The organism is Enterobacteriaceae bacterium ESL0689 (assembly GCA_029433525.1).
In the GTDB taxonomy this organism is placed as follows: domain Bacteria; phylum Pseudomonadota; class Gammaproteobacteria; order Enterobacterales; family Enterobacteriaceae; genus JAQTIF01.
Map to the genome: position 1 here is coordinate 1,813,222 of JAQTIF010000001.1, position 20,248 is coordinate 1,833,469.

The 20,248-nt window shown below is 48.5% G+C and carries 15 protein-coding genes, 6 tRNA genes and 1 pseudogene; 9 read left to right on the forward strand and 13 right to left on the reverse strand.

Translation table 11 applies throughout. The features are described from left to right. Positions 1 to 255: 255 nt before the first annotated feature. Entirely contained in the window at positions 256 to 1,122 is an 867-nt protein-coding gene (pdxK, locus tag PT300_08735; GenBank protein MDF7680668.1) for a pyridoxine/pyridoxal/pyridoxamine kinase, read from the forward strand. 96 nt (positions 1,123 to 1,218) lie between these two features. Here pdxK and crr read toward each other — a convergent pair whose 3' ends face one another. From crr to cysZ, 5 genes are all read right to left on the reverse strand, one after another. After that, entirely contained in the window at positions 1,219 to 1,728 is a 510-nt protein-coding gene (gene crr / locus PT300_08740) for a PTS glucose transporter subunit IIA (GenBank protein ID MDF7680669.1), read from the reverse strand. Positions 1,729 to 1,770: 42 nt separating this feature from the next. After that, a complete protein-coding gene (gene ptsI / locus PT300_08745) occupies positions 1,771 to 3,498 on the reverse strand; it encodes a phosphoenolpyruvate-protein phosphotransferase PtsI (protein MDF7680670.1) in 1,728 nt (575 codons plus the stop codon). Positions 3,499 to 3,540: 42 nt separating this feature from the next. Continuing rightward, positions 3,541 to 3,798 carry a phosphocarrier protein Hpr gene (gene ptsH, locus PT300_08750; protein MDF7680671.1) on the reverse strand — a complete coding sequence of 86 codons (258 nt, stop codon included), beginning with the start codon at positions 3,796 to 3,798 and terminating at the stop codon, positions 3,541 to 3,543. Positions 3,799 to 4,153: 355 nt separating this feature from the next. Then, on the reverse strand, positions 4,154 to 5,125 hold the full coding sequence (gene cysK / locus PT300_08755; protein ID MDF7680672.1) for a cysteine synthase A: 972 nt from the start codon (positions 5,123 to 5,125) through the stop codon (positions 4,154 to 4,156). A gap of 184 nt (positions 5,126 to 5,309) precedes the next feature. Beyond that, a complete protein-coding gene (cysZ, locus tag PT300_08760) occupies positions 5,310 to 6,071 on the reverse strand; it encodes a sulfate transporter CysZ (GenBank protein ID MDF7680673.1) in 762 nt (253 codons plus the stop codon). A gap of 233 nt (positions 6,072 to 6,304) precedes the next feature. Between cysZ and zipA the strand changes: the two genes are divergently transcribed. Beyond that, positions 6,305 to 7,174, forward strand: a complete 870-nt coding sequence (gene zipA / locus PT300_08765) for a cell division protein ZipA (protein MDF7680674.1) — start codon at positions 6,305 to 6,307, stop codon at positions 7,172 to 7,174. A 78-nt stretch (positions 7,175 to 7,252) separates the two neighbouring features. Beyond that, a complete protein-coding gene (gene ligA / locus PT300_08770; GenBank protein ID MDF7680675.1) occupies positions 7,253 to 9,265 on the forward strand; it encodes an NAD-dependent DNA ligase LigA in 2,013 nt (670 codons plus the stop codon). Between the two features lie 65 nt (positions 9,266 to 9,330). Here the strand turns inward: ligA and PT300_08775 are convergent, their stop codons facing one another. The 5 genes from PT300_08775 to PT300_08795 form a co-directional block, all read right to left on the reverse strand. After that, complete coding sequence (locus tag PT300_08775) at positions 9,331 to 10,320, reverse strand: bile acid:sodium symporter (protein MDF7680676.1); 990 nt, start codon at positions 10,318 to 10,320, stop codon at positions 9,331 to 9,333. Between the two features lie 414 nt (positions 10,321 to 10,734). After that, positions 10,735 to 10,810 (reverse strand) — tRNA-Lys (locus PT300_08780). A 4-nt stretch (positions 10,811 to 10,814) separates the two neighbouring features. Beyond that, positions 10,815 to 10,890: transfer RNA gene (locus PT300_08785), tRNA-Val, on the reverse strand. A gap of 46 nt (positions 10,891 to 10,936) precedes the next feature. Continuing rightward, positions 10,937 to 11,012, reverse strand: a tRNA-Val gene (locus PT300_08790). Between the two features lie 39 nt (positions 11,013 to 11,051). Next, positions 11,052 to 11,127: transfer RNA gene (locus PT300_08795), tRNA-Val, on the reverse strand. A 385-nt stretch (positions 11,128 to 11,512) separates the two neighbouring features. Here PT300_08795 and gltX point away from each other — a divergent pair. Further along, a complete protein-coding gene (gene gltX / locus PT300_08800; GenBank protein ID MDF7680677.1) occupies positions 11,513 to 12,931 on the forward strand; it encodes a glutamate--tRNA ligase in 1,419 nt (472 codons plus the stop codon). A gap of 48 nt (positions 12,932 to 12,979) precedes the next feature. On the opposite strand, the gene PT300_08805 is transcribed toward gltX, so the two are convergent. Both PT300_08805 and PT300_08810 read right to left on the reverse strand, forming a co-directional pair. Continuing rightward, positions 12,980 to 13,366 carry a putative DNA-binding transcriptional regulator gene (locus tag PT300_08805; GenBank protein ID MDF7680678.1) on the reverse strand — a complete coding sequence of 129 codons (387 nt, stop codon included), beginning with the start codon at positions 13,364 to 13,366 and terminating at the stop codon, positions 12,980 to 12,982. A 4-nt stretch (positions 13,367 to 13,370) separates the two neighbouring features. Continuing rightward, positions 13,371 to 13,724, reverse strand: a complete 354-nt coding sequence (locus tag PT300_08810; GenBank protein ID MDF7680679.1) for a putative DNA-binding transcriptional regulator — start codon at positions 13,722 to 13,724, stop codon at positions 13,371 to 13,373. A 224-nt stretch (positions 13,725 to 13,948) separates the two neighbouring features. Here PT300_08810 and PT300_08815 point away from each other — a divergent pair. The 5 genes and pseudogenes from PT300_08815 to ascB all read left to right on the forward strand — a co-directional run bounded on the left by PT300_08815 (position 13,949) and on the right by ascB (position 18,805). Next, positions 13,949 to 14,024, forward strand: a tRNA-Ala gene (locus tag PT300_08815). Positions 14,025 to 14,065: 41 nt separating this feature from the next. After that, positions 14,066 to 14,141: transfer RNA gene (locus PT300_08820), tRNA-Ala, on the forward strand. A gap of 301 nt (positions 14,142 to 14,442) precedes the next feature. Further along, complete coding sequence (gene bglG, locus PT300_08825) at positions 14,443 to 15,276, forward strand: transcriptional antiterminator BglG (protein MDF7680680.1); 834 nt, start codon at positions 14,443 to 14,445, stop codon at positions 15,274 to 15,276. Between the two features lie 142 nt (positions 15,277 to 15,418). Then, positions 15,419 to 17,395, forward strand: a pseudogene (gene bglF, locus PT300_08830) (PTS beta-glucoside transporter subunit IIABC). A 15-nt stretch (positions 17,396 to 17,410) separates the two neighbouring features. After that, the gene (gene ascB, locus PT300_08835; GenBank protein MDF7680681.1) at positions 17,411 to 18,805 is read left to right on the forward strand and encodes a 6-phospho-beta-glucosidase; all 1,395 of its coding nucleotides are present in this window, start codon (positions 17,411 to 17,413) and stop codon (positions 18,803 to 18,805) included. 41 nt (positions 18,806 to 18,846) lie between these two features. On the opposite strand, the gene PT300_08840 is transcribed toward ascB, so the two are convergent. Further along, on the reverse strand, positions 18,847 to 20,049 hold the full coding sequence (locus PT300_08840) for a NupC/NupG family nucleoside CNT transporter (GenBank protein MDF7680682.1): 1,203 nt from the start codon (positions 20,047 to 20,049) through the stop codon (positions 18,847 to 18,849). Positions 20,050 to 20,248 lie beyond the last annotated feature (199 nt).

The following is a 20,248-nucleotide window of genomic DNA, read 5'->3' on the forward strand; positions in this document are numbered from 1 at the left end:
TTATCGTTTTTGCTGTGTACCAGCTCTGAATTTGCGAGCGGGAGGATAAAACAGGGTGTTGTCTGCTTTGTAGTCACATTCTGCCCCTGCCTCGCCGATTTTAATGGATTATTTTTTATCTGTATAACCGATATTATCAACGTACTTTACCATGACTTTCCCGGTTATTATACATTGACCTGTGGCTGAATGAATTTTAGCATGGGATAAATAATAACCAGTTTGATGGCTACGGCGTTACGAGAGGATAGAAGAATGTGCCACCCGGATGAAATACAGTCTGTGCTTTTTAATGATAAGCATCGGGCATTACAGGTTGATATCGTTAGCGTACAATCACAGGTTGTTTATGGCAGTGTAGGTAACAGTATTGCCGTGTCCGCGATAAAACAGCATGGTTTGCATGTCATCGCGGTGCCGACAGTGCTATTCAGCAATACCCCGCATTACGATACCTTCTATGGTGGTGTGATCCCGGACAAGTGGTTTCGTGGTTATCTGCAGGCACTGCAAGAGCGTGGCGCGTTAGGTGAACTTCGTGCGGTCATTACCGGTTATATGGGTAACGCGCGGCAGATTGTCTTGCTGGCTCAGTGGCTGCAAACGGTTCGCGAGAGTCACCCTGATCTCTGTATTCTGGTCGATCCCGTGATGGGAGATGTCGATAGCGGTATTTATGTCACGGCAGAAATCCCGGAGGCCTGCCGCACTCATCTGTTACCGCTGGCCCAGGGGATCACGCCCAATCTTTTCGAACTGGAAAAACTCAGTGGCATGTCTTGTCATAATCAACAACAGGCGATTATAGCGGCGCGGAGTCTGCTCTCTGATTCACTGAAGTGGGTAGTGATTACCAGTGCTCCGGGAACAGATCCTGATGCCATGAATGTTATTGCTGTCACCGCCGATTCAGCGGATGTGGTGGTACATCGACGAATAGAAACCGAACTGAAGGGAACCGGTGATCTGTTTTGTGCCGAGTTAGTGAGTGGTCTGGTTTCTGGCCTGCCACTGGTGGAGGCAGTACGTGCTGCGGCACAGCGGGTACTGGCTGTTATTATCTCGACGCAGGAGCGGGGCTGTGATGAACTGATCCTGCCAGCCGGGGAGAAAAAAGCTTAAAAAGTTATCGCCGGGTAAGGGAGACAGAATTCAACTCATCGGTAAAAGACAAAAAATGGCGTCTTGATAGTATGACGCCATTTTTTGTGGTGAGTATTATTTCTTGATGCGAATAATCGGTGTTTCACCCACAACGACATTACCAGAGAGTTTTTCCAGCTCTTTGATCTCATCCATATTGGAGATAACAACCGGAGTCAGGGTTGACTTGGCTTTTTCTTCCAGTAAAGGGAGATCGAACTCAATGATAGTATCACCGACTTTCACATGCTGACCCTCTTCAGCAATGCGTTTAAATCCTTCACTTTTGAGTTCAACGGTATCAATGCCAAAGTGGACAAACAGCTCAATACCGTTATCAGACTCAATAGAAAATGCATGGTTAGTTTCAAAAATTTTACCAATGGTACCTTCTACCGGTGCCACCATCTTGTTGCCTGTCGGTTTGATAGCAATACCATCACCGACAATTTTTTCTGCGAAAACCACATCGGGGACATCTTCGATATTAACGATTTCACCTGATAGTGGGGCAATAATCTCAATCGTTCCCGCCTCTTTTTTGTCGTCAGAAACCAGAGATTTCAATTTATCGAACAAACCCATGATCTTCTCCTAAGCAGTAATTTGGGCCGCGCATCTTGTCAATTAGCAGATTGTTTTTTCTTCAATGAACTTGTTGACCAGCGTCATGAGTTCATCTGTTGTCGGTTGAGCCAGGGCCTGCTCTGCTAATATTTTTGCATCTTCGAAGTTCGTGTTACGAATAATCTTCTTGATGCGCGGGATGGAAATGGCGCTCATCGAGAATTCGTCCAGTCCCATTCCGAGCAATAGAATTGTAGCACGTTCATCGCCAGCAAGCTCACCACACATGCCCGTCCATTTACCCTCGGCATGAGAAGCATCGATCACTCGCTTGATCAGATTAAGGACAGAGGGCGACATTGGCTGGTAAAGATGTGAAATCATATCATTACCACGGTCAACTGCCAGAGTATATTGTGTTAAATCATTTGTACCAATACTAAAAAAATCCACTTCTTTAGCTAAATGGCGGGCAATCATCGCGGCGGCCGGAGTTTCCACCATCACACCGATCTCAATTGATTCATCAAAAGCGATGTTTTCGTTACGTAATTCCTGCTTGTAGATATCAATCTCTTTCTTTAACGACCGCACTTCTTCAACGGAAATGATCATCGGAAACATGATACGTAATTTACCGAAAGCAGAAGCACGCAAGATAGCACGGATCTGATCGCGCAAAATCTCTTTACGATCCATCGCAATACGTATTGCACGCCAGCCAAGGAAAGGGTTCTCTTCTTTGGGAAAATGCATATATGGCAGCTCTTTATCGCCACCAATATCCATGGTGCGCACAATCACTGCCTGTGAGCCACAGGCTTCAGCCACTGCTTTATAGGCCTCAAATTGCTCTTCTTCAGTCGGCAATGAATCACGATCCATAAACAGAAATTCGGTACGGTACAGCCCGACTCCTTCTGCGCCATTACGTTCTGCGCCTTCCACATCGCGAACGGTACCGATGTTGGCGCAGACTTCCACCTGGTGGCCGTCGAGCGTGATAGCGGGCAGATCTTTTAATTTTGCCAGTTCTGTTTTCTCTTCCGCAACCAGAGCCTGCAATGCGCGTAAAGTGTCAATTTCTTCGGCAGTCGGGTTAACCAGCACCTGGTTGTTGATCGCATCAAGAATCAGGTAATCGCCATTGGTTATCTGCGAGGTGACATTTCCTGTGCCGACGATCGCAGGGAGCTCCAGTGAGCGCGCCATAATAGAAGTATGAGAGGTGCGTCCCCCCGCATCGGTGATAAAACCCAGCACCTTGTCCAGATTCAGTTGCGCGGTTTCTGATGGCGTCAGATCGGCCGCCACGAGGATAACTTCATCATTGATTGCGCTTAGATCGATAATCGTCAGACCAAGAATATTACGCAGCAGACGTTTGCCGATATCACGCACATCAGCGGCACGCTCTTTGAGATATTCATCATCCAGTTCTTCCAGCGCTGTGGCTTGCCCTTCAATGACCTCACTCACGGCCGCTTCGGCAGTCATATGTTTATCTTTAATCAGGGCGACGATTTCCTGCTCCAGCTCCTCATCTTCCAGCAGCATGATATGCCCTTCGAAGATAGCCTCTTTCTCTTCACCAAAAGTTTCGCCCGCTTTGGTTTTGATAATCTCTAGCTGGGCGGAGGCCTGGGCACGACCATTCAGAAAACGCTCAATTTCCTGATCAACCCTGTCAGCAGAAATTTTCTTTCGATCAATAATAATTTCATCTTCTTTCAGCAGGAGAGCCTTGCCGAAAGCAATACCAGGGGATGCTAAAATACCTGAAATCATAACCCTACCTTACTTGTGACTGATATAAAAAAACCCGGCAACTTATTCGAGTTCAGCCATCAGTTTTACCAGATGCTCAACGGCTTGTTGTTCGTCATCGCCTTCAGCGGAAATCGTCACCACCGTGCCCTGAGTCAACCCCAGCGTCTGCAATTTAAACAGACTTTTGGCGCTGGCGCTTTTGCCACTGGCCGTTACGGTGATTTCAGAAGTGAAGTCTTTCGCTTGTTTGACAAACTGAGCAGCGGGACGGGTATGCAGGCCATTGGGTGCGGTAATAGTGACTTCTTGCTGGAACATTTTGTTTCTCCAACTTATCAATTTAGTGTTGTAAATCTAAAGTCTAGCCCACGGGACAGCCTTTAGCTTGTATTATTAGCGCGGGTGTTATGTGCTGACGCTGGTGATATACCGACGACCAGATTGCTATCATCTGATAAGTCATTACACCTTATACCGTAAGAGTAAAAAGTGAACTGAATCATAAAATCGATTCAGCTTATGTTGATTCTGTTACGAATAATTTCGCGCATCGAAATAAATGAGTTGGTTAAATACCAGACCTTGTCAGATCAATCAATGCGAAGAAGTAAAACTTTGAGCTATACCACAAAAAGCACCTGAAAAAGTGCTTTTTGTTATATTTTTGTTGATATTACTGGCGTAGTTCTTTTTCAGTAAAGAGGTCGGTGAACAGCGCGGTGCTTAAATAACGTTCACCTGAAGAGGGAAGAATCACCACTATATTTTTATTATGAAAAGCTTCGTCTTGCTGGAGTTTTAATGCCGCAGCGACAGCCGCGCCAGAAGAGATACCCGCTAGAATACCCTCTTCTTCCATCAGCTGACGTGCCGTCGACATGGCTTCTTCATCGGTAATGCCGATCACTTTATCAATCAGTGTCAGATCAAGATTAGCGGGGATAAATCCGGCACCGATGCCCTGAATTTTGTGTGGCCCCGGTTTAATCTCTTCACCTGCCAGCGCCTGGGCGATAACCGGGGAGCCGGTGGGTTCGACGGCGACGGTGATCAGATCTTTCTTGCCTTTAGTCTCTTTGATATAACGACTGACACCGCTCAGTGTCCCGCCTGTCCCGACACCGGCAATGAAAACATCAATCTGTCCGTCGGTATCCTCCCATATTTCCGGGCCGGTGGTTTTTTCATGAATCGCCGGGTTGGCCGGATTACTGAATTGCTGCAACATCAGATATTTTTCCGGTGCGCTGGCGACGATTTCCTCGGCTTTCTGGATCGCGCCTTTCATCCCTTTTGCTCCTTCGGTCAACACCAGATTAGCGCCCAGCGCTTTTAAAAGTTTACGGCGTTCAATGCTCATTGTTTCTGGCATGGTCAGCGTCAGTTTGTAGCCACGTGCCGCCGCGACAAAAGCCAGCGCAATACCGGTATTACCGCTGGTGGGTTCTACCAGCTCAATACCGGCTTGCAATAAGCCACGTTTCTCGGCGTCCCAAATCATATTGGCACCGATGCGGCACTTGACACTGAAGCTAGGGTTACGTGATTCCACTTTTGCCAGGATACGGCCATTGCCAATCCGGTTTAGCCGGACAAGGGGGGTATGGCCGATAGTCAGCGAGTTATCTTCAAAAATTTTACTCATAGCACATCCTTACTGTATGTAATTTTAGATTATATCTTCAGCATACCTGCTTTCGCGAGCGACTGAAGTAAAGATTTCGCATATCGATATGCGCAAGAGTGATAATAATAAGGATATTAAAATGATAAGAATCATCATAATGCATCTGTCGATGGTGTGATGCATTATGACAGGTATTGAAACGTTATTTCCACATGGCGTGTTTGTCGCGATAGTAATCCACCCACATCGCAGTGGCACCGCAAGTAGCAACAGGCAGAATGACCAGATTTAACACCGGGATCAGGGTAAAAAGGCTAGTCAGTGCGCCAAACTGCATATTATCCATTTTGTGAGAACGTAATGCGGTGTGCATATTTTTGAACGGGACTTTGTGATTGTCGAAGGGGTAATCACAATACTGAATCGCCAGCATCCACGCACTAAACAGGAACCATAATATCGGTGCCAGGGTCTGCCCAATACCGGGAATAAAATAGAGCGCTAACAACAAGAGAGCCCGTGGCAGATACCAGATAAATTTCTGCCATTCACGCTTCATAATCCGGGGAATATCTTTAATGATATCGCTGATGCTGACATCCGGTGGGATCGCGCCTGTCAGGCGGGCCTCCAGCTGTTCTGCCAGCAGACCACTAAAAGGCGCCGCAATCCAGTTAGCGAAAGTAGAAAAAAAGTAGCCGAACACCAGCAGAATTGAAATGATCGCCAGCGGCCAGAGCAGATAGTTTAGCCACTGTAACCAGTCCGGAACGTGGCGCATCAAAGAAGAGAGCCAGCTATCAATGCAGGTGAACAACCACCAGAAAGCACCGCCCATCAGTAAAGTATTAATAAATAATGGCAGGAAAACATAACGACGAATTCCCGGCATCGTAATCAGTTTCCAGCCTTGCCAGAAATAGTCAGCACCGCTACGGCTGAGGGGGGTGGATGTTGAACCCATAGATGAATCATGCTCCTTTTTTAACCTTTAGTGTCAATACTGGCTTATTTTATCGGTTTGACAGATAATAATCAGCCTCGAAATGTTCGAAAAAGCAGCAAAAAATCCATCTGCATTCATCTTTGTGCGGTGAAAATCACAGATGGACTTGCACTTGATGTAATCGACCAATACTCTTAGTGAATAAATAAATGTTGCCGTAGTGGCAGAGTGTTAGAACAACAGAGAATATAATGATGCAGGATTTGCGTCTGATATTAATTATTGTTGGCGCGATCGCGATACTGGCTTTACTGGTGCATGGTTTCTGGACCAGCCGTAAAGAACGTTCTTCGATGTTTCGCGATCGCCCATTAAAACGTATGAAGCCTGGCAATGACTCAGAATCTGAGCAGGAAGAGTTTGATGATGTTGCTGAAGGTGTCGGTGAAGTTCGCGTTCATCGGGCTAACCATACTGTCAATGGCACTCAGGAGAGGCCGGAGTCTTCTTGTCAGGTGCCCCCGCACCAGTACCAGCCGCCTTATGAGCGTCAAGTGCCACAACCGGCGCGCCAGACGCCACTGCCTGAAGCGCAATACGATGAACCTGTGCCGCCTCAGCAGGCGCAGCCCGCCCCGACACCATCGACAGAGGCTCAGCAACCGGTACAGCGTGAGCGATCATCACAGGATAGCGTGCGTAATGAGGCGGTCATTGTGATGAATGTTGCGGCGCATCATGGTTCACAACTTCATGGCGCACAGCTTCTGGAGAGCATACAACAGGCCGGATTTAAATTTGGTGATATGGAAATATTCCATCGTTATCTCCGTCCGGATGGTAGCGGTAAAATATTATTCAGCCTGGCGAACATGGTTAAACCGGGTACTTTCAGGCCGGAGAGTATGGCAGAGATGGTCACACCGGGTGTGACTATCTTTATGCAGGTGCCGTCGTTTGGTGACGATCTGCAAAACTTCAAACTGATGCTACAATCTGCCCAGTACATCGCCGATGAAGTCGGCGGTGTGGTGCTGGATGATCAGCGTCGGATGATGACGCCACAAAAGTTACGTCAGTATCAGGATGATATTCGTAAACTGCAAAAAGAAAGCCGCTGATCTATTATTCCATACAGTGTCTTCTGGCCTCTTAAATCCCCGCTTTGTCGGGGTTTTTTATCATTGATAGTGTGTGATATGGAAGCGATTGAACAACGACTGACTGAATTACGAACCATGCTTCGTCATCATGAGTATCTGTATCATGTCATGGATACACCGGAAATACCTGATGTCGAATATGATCGCCTGATGTGTGAACTGCGTGACCTGGAAACCCGGTATCCTCAGCTTATTACTCCCGATTCGCCGACTCAGCGGGTCGGTGCTACGCCATTGACGGCTTTCAGCCAGGTGCACCATCAGGTTCCGATGCTATCACTGGATAACGTCTTCGATGAAGAGGGTTTTCTGGCCTTCAATAAGCGAGTGAAAGATCGTCTGGCGGATGCTGAAGTCACCTGGTGCTGCGAATTAAAACTGGATGGCCTGGCAGTCAGCCTTTTGTATGAAAATGGCGTACTGGTGCAGGCGGCAACGCGGGGAGACGGCACAACCGGAGAAGATATCACCGCCAATGTCAGAACCATTCGTGCCATTCCGCTGAAATTACAGGGTAACGATATTCCTGCGCGCCTGGAAATCCGTGGCGAAGTCTTTTTACCACAGGCGGGTTTTGAAAAGATCAACCAGCAAGCGCGCCACAATGGCAGTAAAGTCTTTGCTAATCCACGTAATGCGGCGGCAGGCTCGCTGCGTCAGCTCGATCCACGGATTACGGCGAAACGACCGCTGACGTTCTTTTGTTATGGCATCGGCGTGCTGGAAGGGGGACAGTTACCGGACAGCCATTCAGGCCGCCTGCAACAATTTAAGGCGTGGGGATTGCCGGTGAGTGATCACATTAAGCTCTGTCATAGCCCGGAAGAGGTGCTGGACTACTATCATCAGATTGCTAAAGCACGTCCCGATCTGGGTTTTGATATCGATGGCGTGGTGATCAAAGTAGACTCACTGGCACAGCAGGAGCAGCTTGGTTTTGTCGCCAGAGCGCCACGCTGGGCGATCGCGTTTAAATTTCCGGCCCAGGAGCAGATGACCTTTGTGCGTGATGTTGAGTTTCAGGTTGGCCGTACCGGTGCTATCACGCCGGTGGCACGCCTGGAACCGGTCTATGTGGCAGGGGTGCAGGTCAGCAATGCCACTTTACACAATGCGGATGAGATCGCCCGTCTCGGACTGCGCATTGGCGACAAAGTCGTTATCCGGCGCGCGGGAGATGTTATCCCGCAGGTGGTCAATGTCGTGTTATCCGAGCGGCCACAGGAAACGCGCGAAATTATTTTTCCCCGGCATTGCCCGGTATGTCACTCTGATGTTGAGCGCGTAGAGGGAGAGGCCGTCGCGCGTTGTACCGGGGGGCTCATTTGTGCGGCGCAACGGAAAGAGGCGTTAAAACATTTTGTTTCCCGCCGTGCCTTAGATGTCGAAGGGATGGGTGATAAAATTATCGATCAACTGGTAGAGAAAGAGTATGTCGATACCCCGGCTGATCTGTTTCGCTTAACTGTCGCGCAATTAAGCGGACTGGAACGAATGGGAGCAAAGTCAGCGCAAAACATCGTCAACGCGCTGGAAAAGGCTAAACAAACCACGTTTGCCCGTTTCCTGTATGCGCTGGGTATTCGTGAGGTCGGGGAAACGACGGCGGCAGCGCTGGCGACTCATTTTACTCATCCTGAAGCACTGGAACAGGCATCGATTGACGCGCTGCAGGAAGTGCCGGATGTCGGCATTGTGGTGGCCACACATATCGTTAATTTCTTTGCTGAAAAGCGCAATCGTGATGTGATCGCACAACTCCGTGCTGAAGGCATCAACTGGCCACAACCGGTGATGATTAACGCGGAGAAAATCGACAGTCCCTTTGCCGGAAAAACCGTCGTTCTGACCGGCAGTCTCAGTCAGCTTTCCCGCGATGACGCAAAAGCACGGCTGACCGCGCTGGGGGCGAAAGTAACCGGTAGCGTATCGAAAAAGACGGATCTGGTTATTGCCGGGGAGGCCGCGGGTTCCAAGCTGGCTAAAGCCCAGGAACTTGGTATAAAAGTGATCGATGAAGCAGAAATGATGCGTTGCCTTGGCGAATAACCCGGCGCACTGTTGATGAACTGTAAGGGCTGAATCTTCTGATACAGCCCGTAATACAGACGTTATTACGCTTTTTTCTGTCCGCTATCCGTCGCTTCTGCTTGCCGTTTGTAGCGACGAGCCAGCACAGCACAGACCATTAACTGGATCTGATGGAAGATCATCAGCGGCAGTACCATGATCCCCAGGCTCGCAGGGGGAAAAAGGATATTAGCCATAGGAATACCGTTGGCGAGGCTTTTTTTCGAACCACAAAAGACAATCGTAATTTCATCTGCTTTGCTGAAGCCACATATTCGTGCAACGACCGTATTGATAACGATAACAATAGCCAGTAGTACGATGCTGACGACGACGATAAAAAGCAGCGAACCCCAGCCGACTTTATGCCAGATACCATTAACGACCGCTTCGCTAAATGCAGAGTATACCACCAGCAAAATTGAAGCCTGATCGGTTTTGGCAATCCACTTTTTATTGCGGGTGATCCATTCCCCCGTCCAGGGACGTGACAGATGCCCGAGAACAAAAGGCAATAGCAGTTGCAGCATAATCTTGCCGACTTGCTCCATGCTGCTGCCATCGGCACCATGCAGATGCATCAACAGACCGACGAGCAGGGGAGATATGAAGATACCGAGCAAGCTGGAGGCCGATGCTGAACACACCGCCGCCGCGACATTCCCCCCAGCCAGTGAAGTAAACGCAATGGCGGATTGTACGGTAGCGGGTAAGATACAAAGATAGACGAAACCGGCATATAGCGCCGGTGCGACCGGCACCGGTGCCCACCAGGCCAGCAGTATCCCCAAAGCCGGAAAAACGATAAAAGTGCTGCACATGACCCATAAGTGTAAACGCCAGTGGCTGCCGCCCGCGATGATCGCCTCGCGGGACAGTTTGGCACCATGCATAAAAAAGAGCAGGGCAATCGCTGCGGTAGTTAAGTAATTAAAAAACGGAACAAAATCCCCCCGTGCTGGAAAGAAAGAGGCCAGCAGAACCACAGTAACGAGAGTAAGCGTAAAGGGATCAAGAATACGGAAAAGTTTCATAGCGGCTCCTGAAAATCGATAGGGCTATTGTGCTTTTTTGTGCAGTGGAATTAAATGGATTTGTTATCTCTCCATCAACAGAAAGATGATGCAATGGCCACACCGGTTAAGCGGGACGATGATTTTACCCGTTGACCGCCGGTGACAGAAGCACAGTTTAAAAGAAACGATCAGCTGTTATGTCCGGTATGCGGTGAATTGCTGATAATACCGACTGAAAGCCGCAGGAATTCAATATGACTAAGAGCCTATCCCATTAGGCTATTTTACTTGCCATTTTGGCCCTGGGCAGTGCTCGAAATCCTCACGTACTCCGTGTACGCTGCGGTTTCTCCGCGCTGTCCGTGTCCAAACTGGCTGCGTCAATAACGCCTGGTGGGATAGGCTCTAAGTCTCTGTGCAGGAAGAATATTGTGGTGGGTCGTGCAGGATTCGAACCTGCGACCAATTGATTAAAAGTCAACTGCTCTACCGACTGAGCTAACGACCCACGATGGTGGGTGATGACGGGATCGAACCACCGACCCTCTCCTTGTAAGGGAGATGCTCTCCCGGCTGAGCTAATCACCCATTGCGTGATGGTATGCTGCGACAAGAAAACCGACTGGTGAGAAAGTGGTGGGTGATGACGGGATCGAACCGCCGACCCCCTCCTTGTAAGGGAGGTGCTCTCCCGGCTGAGCTAATCACCCACAGCTTTATTTCTTGTGACACGGCGACGACATCAGTCGTGGTGGGTGATGACGGGATCGAACCGCCGACCCCCTCCTTGTAAGGGAGGTGCTCTCCCAGCTGAGCTAATCACCCTCGCTGTGTGGAGTCGCATTATAGGGTGAGTTGAAAATGAGTCAACGCCTTTTCGGAATAATTTGTTTGTTCGTTGTGAAATTGGGCAAAGCGATGGCCGATTGTCCACAATACATGATTTAGCGCCTGGCCCACCCGGCTAATTTACTGGCCATTTTTGCCCTCGGCCGTACCCGAAATACCTGTACGCTGCGGTTTTTCCGCGCTGTCCGTGTGCCTCAATAACGCCTGATGGGCCAGGCTGTGATAAGCAGAAAGGGGCGGTATAGCTTTCAGATCTGAACAACGTTGAGGAATCGGTCGGGGGTGTTAGAATATTTGCTGATAAAAATCCACGGACTCTGCCGACCATCGGCATCTCTGCTATTAAATGTAAGGCCATTTCATGAAAATCAAAACTCGCTTTGCGCCTAGCCCAACAGGTTATCTGCACGTTGGCGGCGCGCGTACCGCTCTCTATTCCTGGCTTTTTGCGCGTCATAATGATGGTGAGTTTGTATTACGTATTGAAGATACTGATCTTGAGCGTTCAACGCCGGAAGCCATTGACGCTATCATGGAGAGTATGAACTGGCTCGATCTCGGGTGGGATGAAGGCCCTTACTTCCAGACGAAACGGTTTGCGCGCTATAACGCGATCATTGATGACATGCTGAAAGCGGGCACCGCTTATAAATGTTACTGCTCTAAAGAGCGACTGGATGCCCTGCGTGAAGAGCAGATGGCGCGAGGTGAGAAGCCGCGCTATGACGGGTGCTGCCGTCATGATCATCGCCATCATGACGATAATGAGCCCTGCGTGGTTCGTTTTGCTAATCCACAGGAAGGCTCGGTGATTTTTGATGATCAGATCCGTGGGCTCATTGAATTCAGCAATCAGGAGCTGGATGATCTGATTATTCGTCGTACGGATGGCTCGCCCACCTATAACTTCTGCGTGGTGGTGGATGACTGGGATATGGCGATCACCCATGTTATTCGTGGTGAAGATCATATTAATAACACGCCGCGCCAGATTAACATTCTGCGGGCGCTGAATGCCCCTGTTCCGGTGTATGCACATGTTTCGATGATTAATGGCGATGATGGCAAAAAACTGTCAAAGCGTCATGGTGCCGTAAGTGTGATGCAGTACCGTGACGATGGTTATCTGCCGGATGCGTTGCTGAACTACCTTGTGCGCCTGGGCTGGTCAAGCGGCGATAAGGAGATCTTTAGTCGTGAAGAGATGATTGAGCTGTTTTCACTGTCTGCGGTAAGTAAATCAGCCAGTGCGTTTAACACCGATAAATTGCTGTGGCTGAATCATCAATACATTAATTCACTGGCACCGGAATATGTTGCCAGCTACCTGCAATGGCACATTGAGCAGGCGAATATTGATACCCGCCAGGGGCCGTCACTACCTGAACTGGTCACTTTGCTAGGCGAACGGTGTAAAACGCTAAAAGAGATGGCGGCAAACTGTCGTTATTTTTATGAAGAGTTCGCGGACTTTGAACCGGAGGCAGCAAAGAAACATCTGCGCCCGGTAGCGCGTCAGCCACTGGAGCTTGTGCGTGATAAACTGGCGGCGCTCAGTGACTGGAGTGCGGAAAATATTCATCAGGCTATTCAGTCCACTGCGGATGAACTCAGTGTGGGAATGGGAAAAGTAGGGATGCCACTACGGGTTGCCGTAACAGGAACAGGGCAGTCACCGGCGCTGGATGTGACTGTGCAGGCGATAGGGCAATCCCGAAGCATAGATCGCATTAATAAAGCACTGGCATTTATTACACAGCGTGAAGGTCAGGCATCCTGATTGAGCGCTTTCACTTCAGGGCAGGGGAGCCTGCCCTTTTATGATTGTTTACTGATGAATATCCAGCCGTGATAAAAAGCCTTTCAGTCCTTCGCGCGCCAGAAAATCCCATAATCCCTGTAGCTCCTCTGCGTTCATAGCATGCAGGATTGCGGTAATCTTTCGCCAGATGATATCTGCGTCATTAACAAAATAGTGAGCCGTCGGCTCCGCTAATTGTGAATCAGTGGGTAACAGGTCGATCTTCGGCGCATTGGCGAGATAATCGCGTACCGATTTATCAATAATGATATATCTGGCACGACCTCCTTTTACTCCGGGGATCTTTTCAGTACGCCATGCCTGCTCCCGGATCCAACGGTTAATGGTTTGTCTGGTCACGCCAAGACATTTTGCCAGCTCGACAGCAGTCATTTTATCTTTTAATTTCATCATATTATTATTGATTTCTAATGCCAAGACGCTGAAGTACTCCGCGAATACCTTCACGCAGAAGCAGTGAAATTAACTGTTTTTGCTCATCAGCTGTGAGCTCTTTTATCAGCGTTGTGAGCAAAGGCGGCAGATCAGCCTGAGTAGCCTGATAAACAGGCATGGATTCAGCGACATGTTGTGCGTTACGGATAAATTCCCTGACCTGTTCATTGATATGGATAAGGTGAGCCTTACCACCCTGCACACCAGGCCGCAGTGAGGTTTTCCACCCCTCCTTACGCGCCCATTTATTGATCGTTTGCCGACTGAAGCCGGTAAGATGTGCAATTTCTTCAGGTGTCATTCGTTCCTTGAGCATACAGACAATTTCCTGAGTCATTTTACTGGAATTAGTTTTCTATGTTATAGCATCCTTTTACAGGAAAGCGTGATATGTTTAATACCTGATTGCGATAAAGTTCGCAATCTATAGATATTGCTTTCTTTTTCGCCGCTTAATGACTGGTGATGGATTTTGCCGTTGACACCTGATGGCGGAATTCATATTATGCCGCCCGTCCAATTAAGGTACGCCTGTAATTCGGGGCTATAGCTCAGCTGGGAGAGCGCTTGCATGGCATGCAAGAGGTCAGCGGTTCGATCCCGCTTAGCTCCACCAAACTCTGTTCCCATCAGAGTTGGTTTGCAGGTTCATTTCGTGGGGCTATAGCTCAGCTGGGAGAGCGCTTGCATGGCATGCAAGAGGTCAGCGGTTCGATCCCGCTTAGCTCCACCAATCCCTGTCGCATCTTTTATTTTCCCTTTTTATTACCGTGTTGCGCTTTGTGGCATGACAGTCAATCCCCTGCTTTACCGGGATAAAACCCAACTTTCAGTCGGTGCGATTCGGCAATGCTTTTGGTTTGTGTTATACAAATCATCGGTTAGCTGCGATCTTCATCACATTTTCCCGCTTACCCGGTTGAGGTAGCGAATGAAATTGTTACAGTGCTAATACTGGATTGCGACTGTATCGGCAGGCAAAACCTGATTTATCGGCGTTTGTCGGAGATCAGGTTTTTTGTTTTGGGGCGCATATGCAAATCGCCAAAGTTCTTAATAATAATGTGGTGGTTGTTCTGGATGAACAGCGGCGTGAACAGGTAGTGATGGGGAGAGGGCTCGCTTTTCAGAAACGTGTCGGCGATTTACTCGATAGCAGCAAAATTGAAAAAATTTTTGCGCTGCAGAGCGATGAACTGGTGAGGCGTTTAGGGGAGTTACTCGATCAAATACCACTGGAAGTGATGACAACCTGTGATCAGATTATTGTTCTGGCGCGTGAGCGGTTAGGTAAACTCCAGGAGAGCCTGTACATTACCCTGACGGATCACTGTCATTTTGCCATTGAACGGCAAAAAAACGGCATGATGATCCGTAACGTATTATTGTGGGAAATTAAACGACTCTATCCTAAGGAGTTTTCGCTGGGGCAGGCCGCGCGTGAGATCATTGCCCATCGACTGGGGGTTGAGCTCGCTGAAGATGAAGCCGGATTTATTGCGCTGCATCTGGTGACGGCACAACTTAATAGTGAAATGCCGGAAGTCATGCATATAACACGGGTGATGCAGGAGATCCTGCAACTGGTGAAGTATCGGTTACGGCTGGAGTATGATGAGGACTCACTGAGTTACCAGCGATTTGTCACGCATCTGAAGTTTTTTGCTCAGCGCATGCTAACCCGTACAGTGGTTAAGGATGACGATACAACGATGCACAGTGTTGTCAAAGACAACTATCCTCAGGCATGGGATTGTGCAGAGAGTGTTGCCTGTTACCTGCAGAAAAATTATCAGCGATTGCTGACGACAGAAGAAATTATGTTTCTCGCTATCCATATTGAACGGGTGAGAAAAGAGGGAGATTAAGAGTCCATCTCACCCAGCCAGTCCGGACGGACAGCGTGGTAAAATGGCAGCGTAGCTGGAATACATGAGGATTTCGGGCACTGCCCAGGGCCTGATGGGTCGGACTCTCATCCCTGATAAATCAATCCGGGATTGTTACTGCATCAAGCAGGCAAAACCTGAGAAAAACGCCAGTCGGTGTTGTTCTCGGGTTTTTTTATTTTTACACCTTGTCACACAGTTGCCATGAGCAGCGGGAGTAGAGGAAAGTATGGAATATAACGCACTCGCGCAGGATATTATTCGTCGGGTTGGCGGAAAAGAAAATATTGTGAGCCTGGTTCACTGCGCAACACGACTTCGTTTTAATCTTAAAAATAATAAAAAAGCCGATGCTGAAGGGCTGAAAGCGAATCCCGGTGTCATCATGGTGGTGGAAAGTGGTGGCCAGTTTCAGGTAGTGATTGGCAACCATGTTCATGATGTCTGGCTAGCTGTGTGCCATGAAGCGGGCTTGAGCGATGACGAACCACCGCCGATGGCTGAAAAAGCGGAAAAAGTCCCCTTGTTTAGCAAACTGATTGATATTTTATCCGCCATTTTTACTCCGTTTATTGGCGTGCTGGCCGCATCGGGGATCCTTAAAGGATTGCTGGCGCTGGCGCTGGTTTGTGGCTGGCTGAGCGACAACCAGGCGACTTATAAAATCTGGTTTGCGGCCAGTGATGCCCTGTTCTATTTTTTCCCCATATTTTTGGGTTATACCGCCGGCAAAAAATTTGGCGGTAATCCCTTTATCACGATGGTGATTGGTGGGGCGTTAACCTATCCGACGATGATTAGCGCCTTTGAAGCCAGCCAGGTGCCAGGCGCACCGGTAGCGTATTTTCTCGGGATCCCGCTGACTTTTATCAATTACAGCTCCTCTGTCATCCCGATTATTCTTGCCTCATGGGCCAGCTGCTGGCTGGAAAGAAAGAGTAATGCACTGTTGCCTTCGGCAATGAAAAACTTCTTTACCCCACTATTTTGCCTGATGATCGTCGTACCATTGACCTTTCTGGTGATTGGTCCGGTGGCAACGTGGTTAAGTCAGTTGCTGGCGAATGGTTATCAACTGATTTATTCAGTGGCACCGTGGTTAGCGGGGGCTGCTATGGGCGCATTATGGCAGGTATGTGTTATTTTTGGTCTGCACTGGGGACTGGTGCCATTGATGGTAAACAACATATCCGTGCTGGGCTATGACACGATGCTGCCCATGCTGTTACCCGCAGTCACGGGGCAGGTGGGGGCGGCGCTGGGGATCTTTCTACGCACCCGCGATCCACAGCAGAAAGTGCTGGCGGGATCAGCGATATCTGCCGGGATTTTTGGTATTACAGAACCGGCTATTTATGGTTTGAATCTGCCTTTACGCCGTCCTTTTATCTTCGGCTGTCTGGCTGGGGCGATAGGCGGTGCTATTGTCGGCTGGTGTAAGAGCCGTGTTTACTCTTTTGGTTTTGCCAATATCTTCACCCTGGCTCAAATGATCAGTCCAGAGCATGGCATTGATATCACAGTATGGGGTGCGGTCATCGGGATGATTGTGGCACTGGTCATCTCCTGCACATTAACTTTTTTTGTCGGATTATCCTCAACAAAACAGAAAGTGGTATCGGACGAGCCGGTGACTCCGCCATCAGAAGGTGAGATTCTGGCACCGATGAGCGGTAGTGTACTGGCGCTGGATCAGGTTCCTGATAATACCTTTGCCAGCGGTATTTTAGGCAAAGGGGTGGCGATAGTTCCTGCTGTTGGCAAGGTTATTGCCCCCTTCTCTGGCGAAGTGGCATCATTATTCCCGACGAAACATGCGATTGCCCTGCTTAGCGATAGCGGTATAGAGCTATTGATTCATGTGGGAATTGATACCGTGAAGCTTGATGGTGCTCCGTTTACTGCCTATGTCAAAGAAGGCGATAAGATCAAGGCGGGTGATTTACTGCTTGAGTTTGATCGGCAGGCTATTCTGGATGCCGGTTATCAGCTGGTAACGCCCATTATTATTAGCAATAGCGATGATTATCAGGCGGTCGATATTGTCCCGACGGATCGGGTCGACGCGGGTCAGTTGCTATTGTCTGTTAGCCATTAATCACAGGAGAGAAAGATGAAGAGATTCCCGGAGAAGTTTTTATGGGGTGGCGCAGTGGCGGCAAACCAGGTGGAAGGCGCTTACCTGGAAGATGGCAAAGGTTTATCAACCTCCGACGTGCAACCGCAAGGTATTTTTGGCGGTGTCGTTGAGCGTGTAGCGGGCGATAGTGGCATTAAAGATATTGCTATCGATTTTTATCATCGTTATCCCGAAGATATCCGCTTGTTTGCAGAAATGGGGTTTCGTTGCCTGCGGGTGTCCATTGCCTGGACACGCATCTTTCCTGATGGTGATAATGATCAGCCGAATGAAGCAGGATTGCAGTTTTATGATCGACTGTTTGCTGAAATGGCGCGTTATAACATTACCCCGCTGGTCACGCTTTCGCATTATGAAATGCCGTGGTCGCTGGTAAAACGTTATGGCGGATGGGGTAACCGTCAGGTGATTGATTTCTTTGATCGGTATGCCAGAACGGTGTTCGAACGTTATAAAGATCAGGTCAAATTATGGCTGACTTTTAATGAAATCAATATGTCTTTACATGCGCCGTTGACCGGGGTTGGTCTGTCGGAAGGGAGCAGTAAAGCGGAGATTTATCAGGCCATACACCATCAGCTGGTGGCCAGCGCAATGGCAGTAAAAGCCTGCCATGAGATTGTTCCGGAAGGTAAAATCGGTAATATGCTGCTCGGCGGCTTGATGTATCCACTCAGCTGTAAACCGGAAGATGTGTTTGAAACCCTGCAGCAAAACCGCAGCTGGTTATTCTTTGGCGACGTACAGTGCCGTGGTAACTATCCAGGCTATATGCTGCGTTATTTCCGCGATCAGGGCATTGAGATAAAAATAACTGACGCTGATCGCGCGGCGCTGAAAGAGACGGTAGATTTTGTCTCCTTTAGCTATTATATGACCGGCTGTGTCACCGCCGATGAAAAGCTGAATCAACAAGCGCGAGCGAATATTCTCAGCATGGTGCCTAATCCTCATCTGGCCAGTTCGGAATGGGGCTGGCAGATCGATCCATTAGGTCTGCGTACACTGCTTAATGAGCTATGGGATCGTTATCAAAAACCGTTGTTTATTGTCGAAAATGGCCTCGGGGCAAAAGATAAAGTAGAAGCGGACGGAACGATTAACGATGATTACCGGATCAGCTACCTCAATGATCACCTGGTTCAGGTGCGGGAAGCCATTGATGACGGCGTGGAACTATGGGGCTTTACCACCTGGGGGCCTATTGACCTGGTGAGCGCTTCAAAAGCGGAAATGTCTAAACGTTACGGCTTTATTTATGTTGATCGTGATGATCAGGGAAAAGGCACGCTGGCACGCAAAAAGAAGAAGAGTTTTGACTGGTACAAACAAGTTATCGCCACCAATGGCGGTAGCCTGAAAGAGTAACACTGACGGCCCGGATAACCGGGCCGTATCATCTCTCTGATTTACAGCACTAAGGCAGCGATAGAAGCAGAAAGAATACTGACCAGTGTCGAACCATAGACCAGTTTTAAGCCAAAACGCGATACCACATTGCCCTGTTCTTCATTCAGTCCTTTCAGTGCACCAGCAATAATCCCGATAGAGGAGAAATTAGCAAAGGAGACCAGAAAGATGGAAAGAATACCGACTGAACGTGGTGAGAGCATATCGGCCGTTTTTTGCAGATCCAGCATGGCGACAAATTCATTGGAAACCAGCTTAGTGGCCATAATACTGCCCACCTGTAATGCTTCACTGGCGGGTATTCCCATCACCCAGGCAACAGGATAGAAGATATATCCCAGCATTCCCTGGAAGGAGAGACTGTAGCCAAACCAGCCAGTAACAGTCGCAAATAGTGCATTAAGTGCGGCGATCAAGGCGATAAAACCGATCAGCATCGCCGAGACAATCACAGCCACTTTAAAGCCAGCCAGAATGTATTCTCCCAGCATTTCAAAGAAGCTTTGTCCCTCATGCGGGTTAGACATATGCATATTGTCTTTGCTTTCATCCACCTGATACGGGTTGATCAGTGACAGAATAATAAAGGTGCTGAACATATTCAGAATCAGCGCTGCGACGACGTATTTCGGTTGCAGCATCTCCATATACGCGCCGACGATTGACATCGAAACCGTTGACATGGCGGTGGCTGACAGGGTGTAGATCCGATCACGCGACATTTTTCCAAGGAAATCTTTATAGGCGATAAAGTTTTCTGACTGTCCGAGGATCAGCGAGCTGACCGCATTAAAGGACTCCAGTTTACCCATCCCATTCACTTTAGACAGCACAGTACCAATAGCGCGAATAATGAGCGGCAGAATGCGGATATATTGCAAAATACCAATCAAGGCGGAGATAAAAATGATCGGGCAGAGCACTTTCAGGAAAAAGGATGCCAGCCCCTGAGCATTCATATTGCCGAATACAAAGTCGGTTCCCACATTGGCAAAACTGAGCAGCTTCCCGAACATAGCGGCAAAGCCTTTCACAAAACCCTCGCCAGTGTCAGAGTTGAGGAAGAACCATGCTAAGAATATCTCTATCACAACGAGTTGAATAATATAGCGAATACGAATTTTTCTACGATTTTTACTGACCAAAAGGGCGAGGACAGTGATGACGACGAGCGCGAGAATAAAATGCAGGACGCGGTCCATATTTGCTCCAGAAATGAGGCGGGTTAAACATCTGTGCATATTCTATGTAACAAAAGCAGAGAAAACGAGAACAAATAATATTATTGCGTAATGTCATTTTGTTAATCACTCATCATCGGATGAATCTATCACCGCATATGATAATTTAATATTAATAAATTATTTCATAATTGATATATGTTTTATTGTTAACCGTTAT

Excerpts from the sequence above, each read along its gene's own strand:
- pdxK (MDF7680668.1), top strand. The coding sequence starts at position 256 with ATGTGCCACCCGGATGAAATACAGTCTGTGCTTTTTAATGATAAGCAT.
- ptsI (MDF7680670.1), bottom strand. The coding sequence starts at position 3,498 with ATGATTTCAGGTATTTTAGCATCCCCTGGTATTGCTTTCGGCAAGGCT.
- PT300_08810 (MDF7680679.1), bottom strand. The coding sequence starts at position 13,724 with ATGCTCAAGGAACGAATGACACCTGAAGAAATTGCACATCTTACCGGC.
- ptsH (MDF7680671.1), bottom strand. The coding sequence starts at position 3,798 with ATGTTCCAGCAAGAAGTCACTATTACCGCACCCAATGGCCTGCATACC.
- ascB (MDF7680681.1), top strand. The coding sequence starts at position 17,411 with ATGAAGAGATTCCCGGAGAAGTTTTTATGGGGTGGCGCAGTGGCGGCA.
- gltX (MDF7680677.1), top strand. The coding sequence starts at position 11,513 with ATGAAAATCAAAACTCGCTTTGCGCCTAGCCCAACAGGTTATCTGCAC.
- PT300_08805 (MDF7680678.1), bottom strand. The coding sequence starts at position 13,366 with ATGATGAAATTAAAAGATAAAATGACTGCTGTCGAGCTGGCAAAATGT.
- bglG (MDF7680680.1), top strand. The coding sequence starts at position 14,443 with ATGCAAATCGCCAAAGTTCTTAATAATAATGTGGTGGTTGTTCTGGAT.
- crr (MDF7680669.1), bottom strand. The coding sequence starts at position 1,728 with ATGGGTTTGTTCGATAAATTGAAATCTCTGGTTTCTGACGACAAAAAA.
- cysZ (MDF7680673.1), bottom strand. The coding sequence starts at position 6,071 with ATGGGTTCAACATCCACCCCCCTCAGCCGTAGCGGTGCTGACTATTTC.
- cysK (MDF7680672.1), bottom strand. The coding sequence starts at position 5,125 with ATGAGTAAAATTTTTGAAGATAACTCGCTGACTATCGGCCATACCCCC.
- zipA (MDF7680674.1), top strand. The coding sequence starts at position 6,305 with ATGATGCAGGATTTGCGTCTGATATTAATTATTGTTGGCGCGATCGCG.
- PT300_08775 (MDF7680676.1), bottom strand. The coding sequence starts at position 10,320 with ATGAAACTTTTCCGTATTCTTGATCCCTTTACGCTTACTCTCGTTACT.
- PT300_08840 (MDF7680682.1), bottom strand. The coding sequence starts at position 20,049 with ATGGACCGCGTCCTGCATTTTATTCTCGCGCTCGTCGTCATCACTGTC.
- ligA (MDF7680675.1), top strand. The coding sequence starts at position 7,253 with ATGGAAGCGATTGAACAACGACTGACTGAATTACGAACCATGCTTCGT.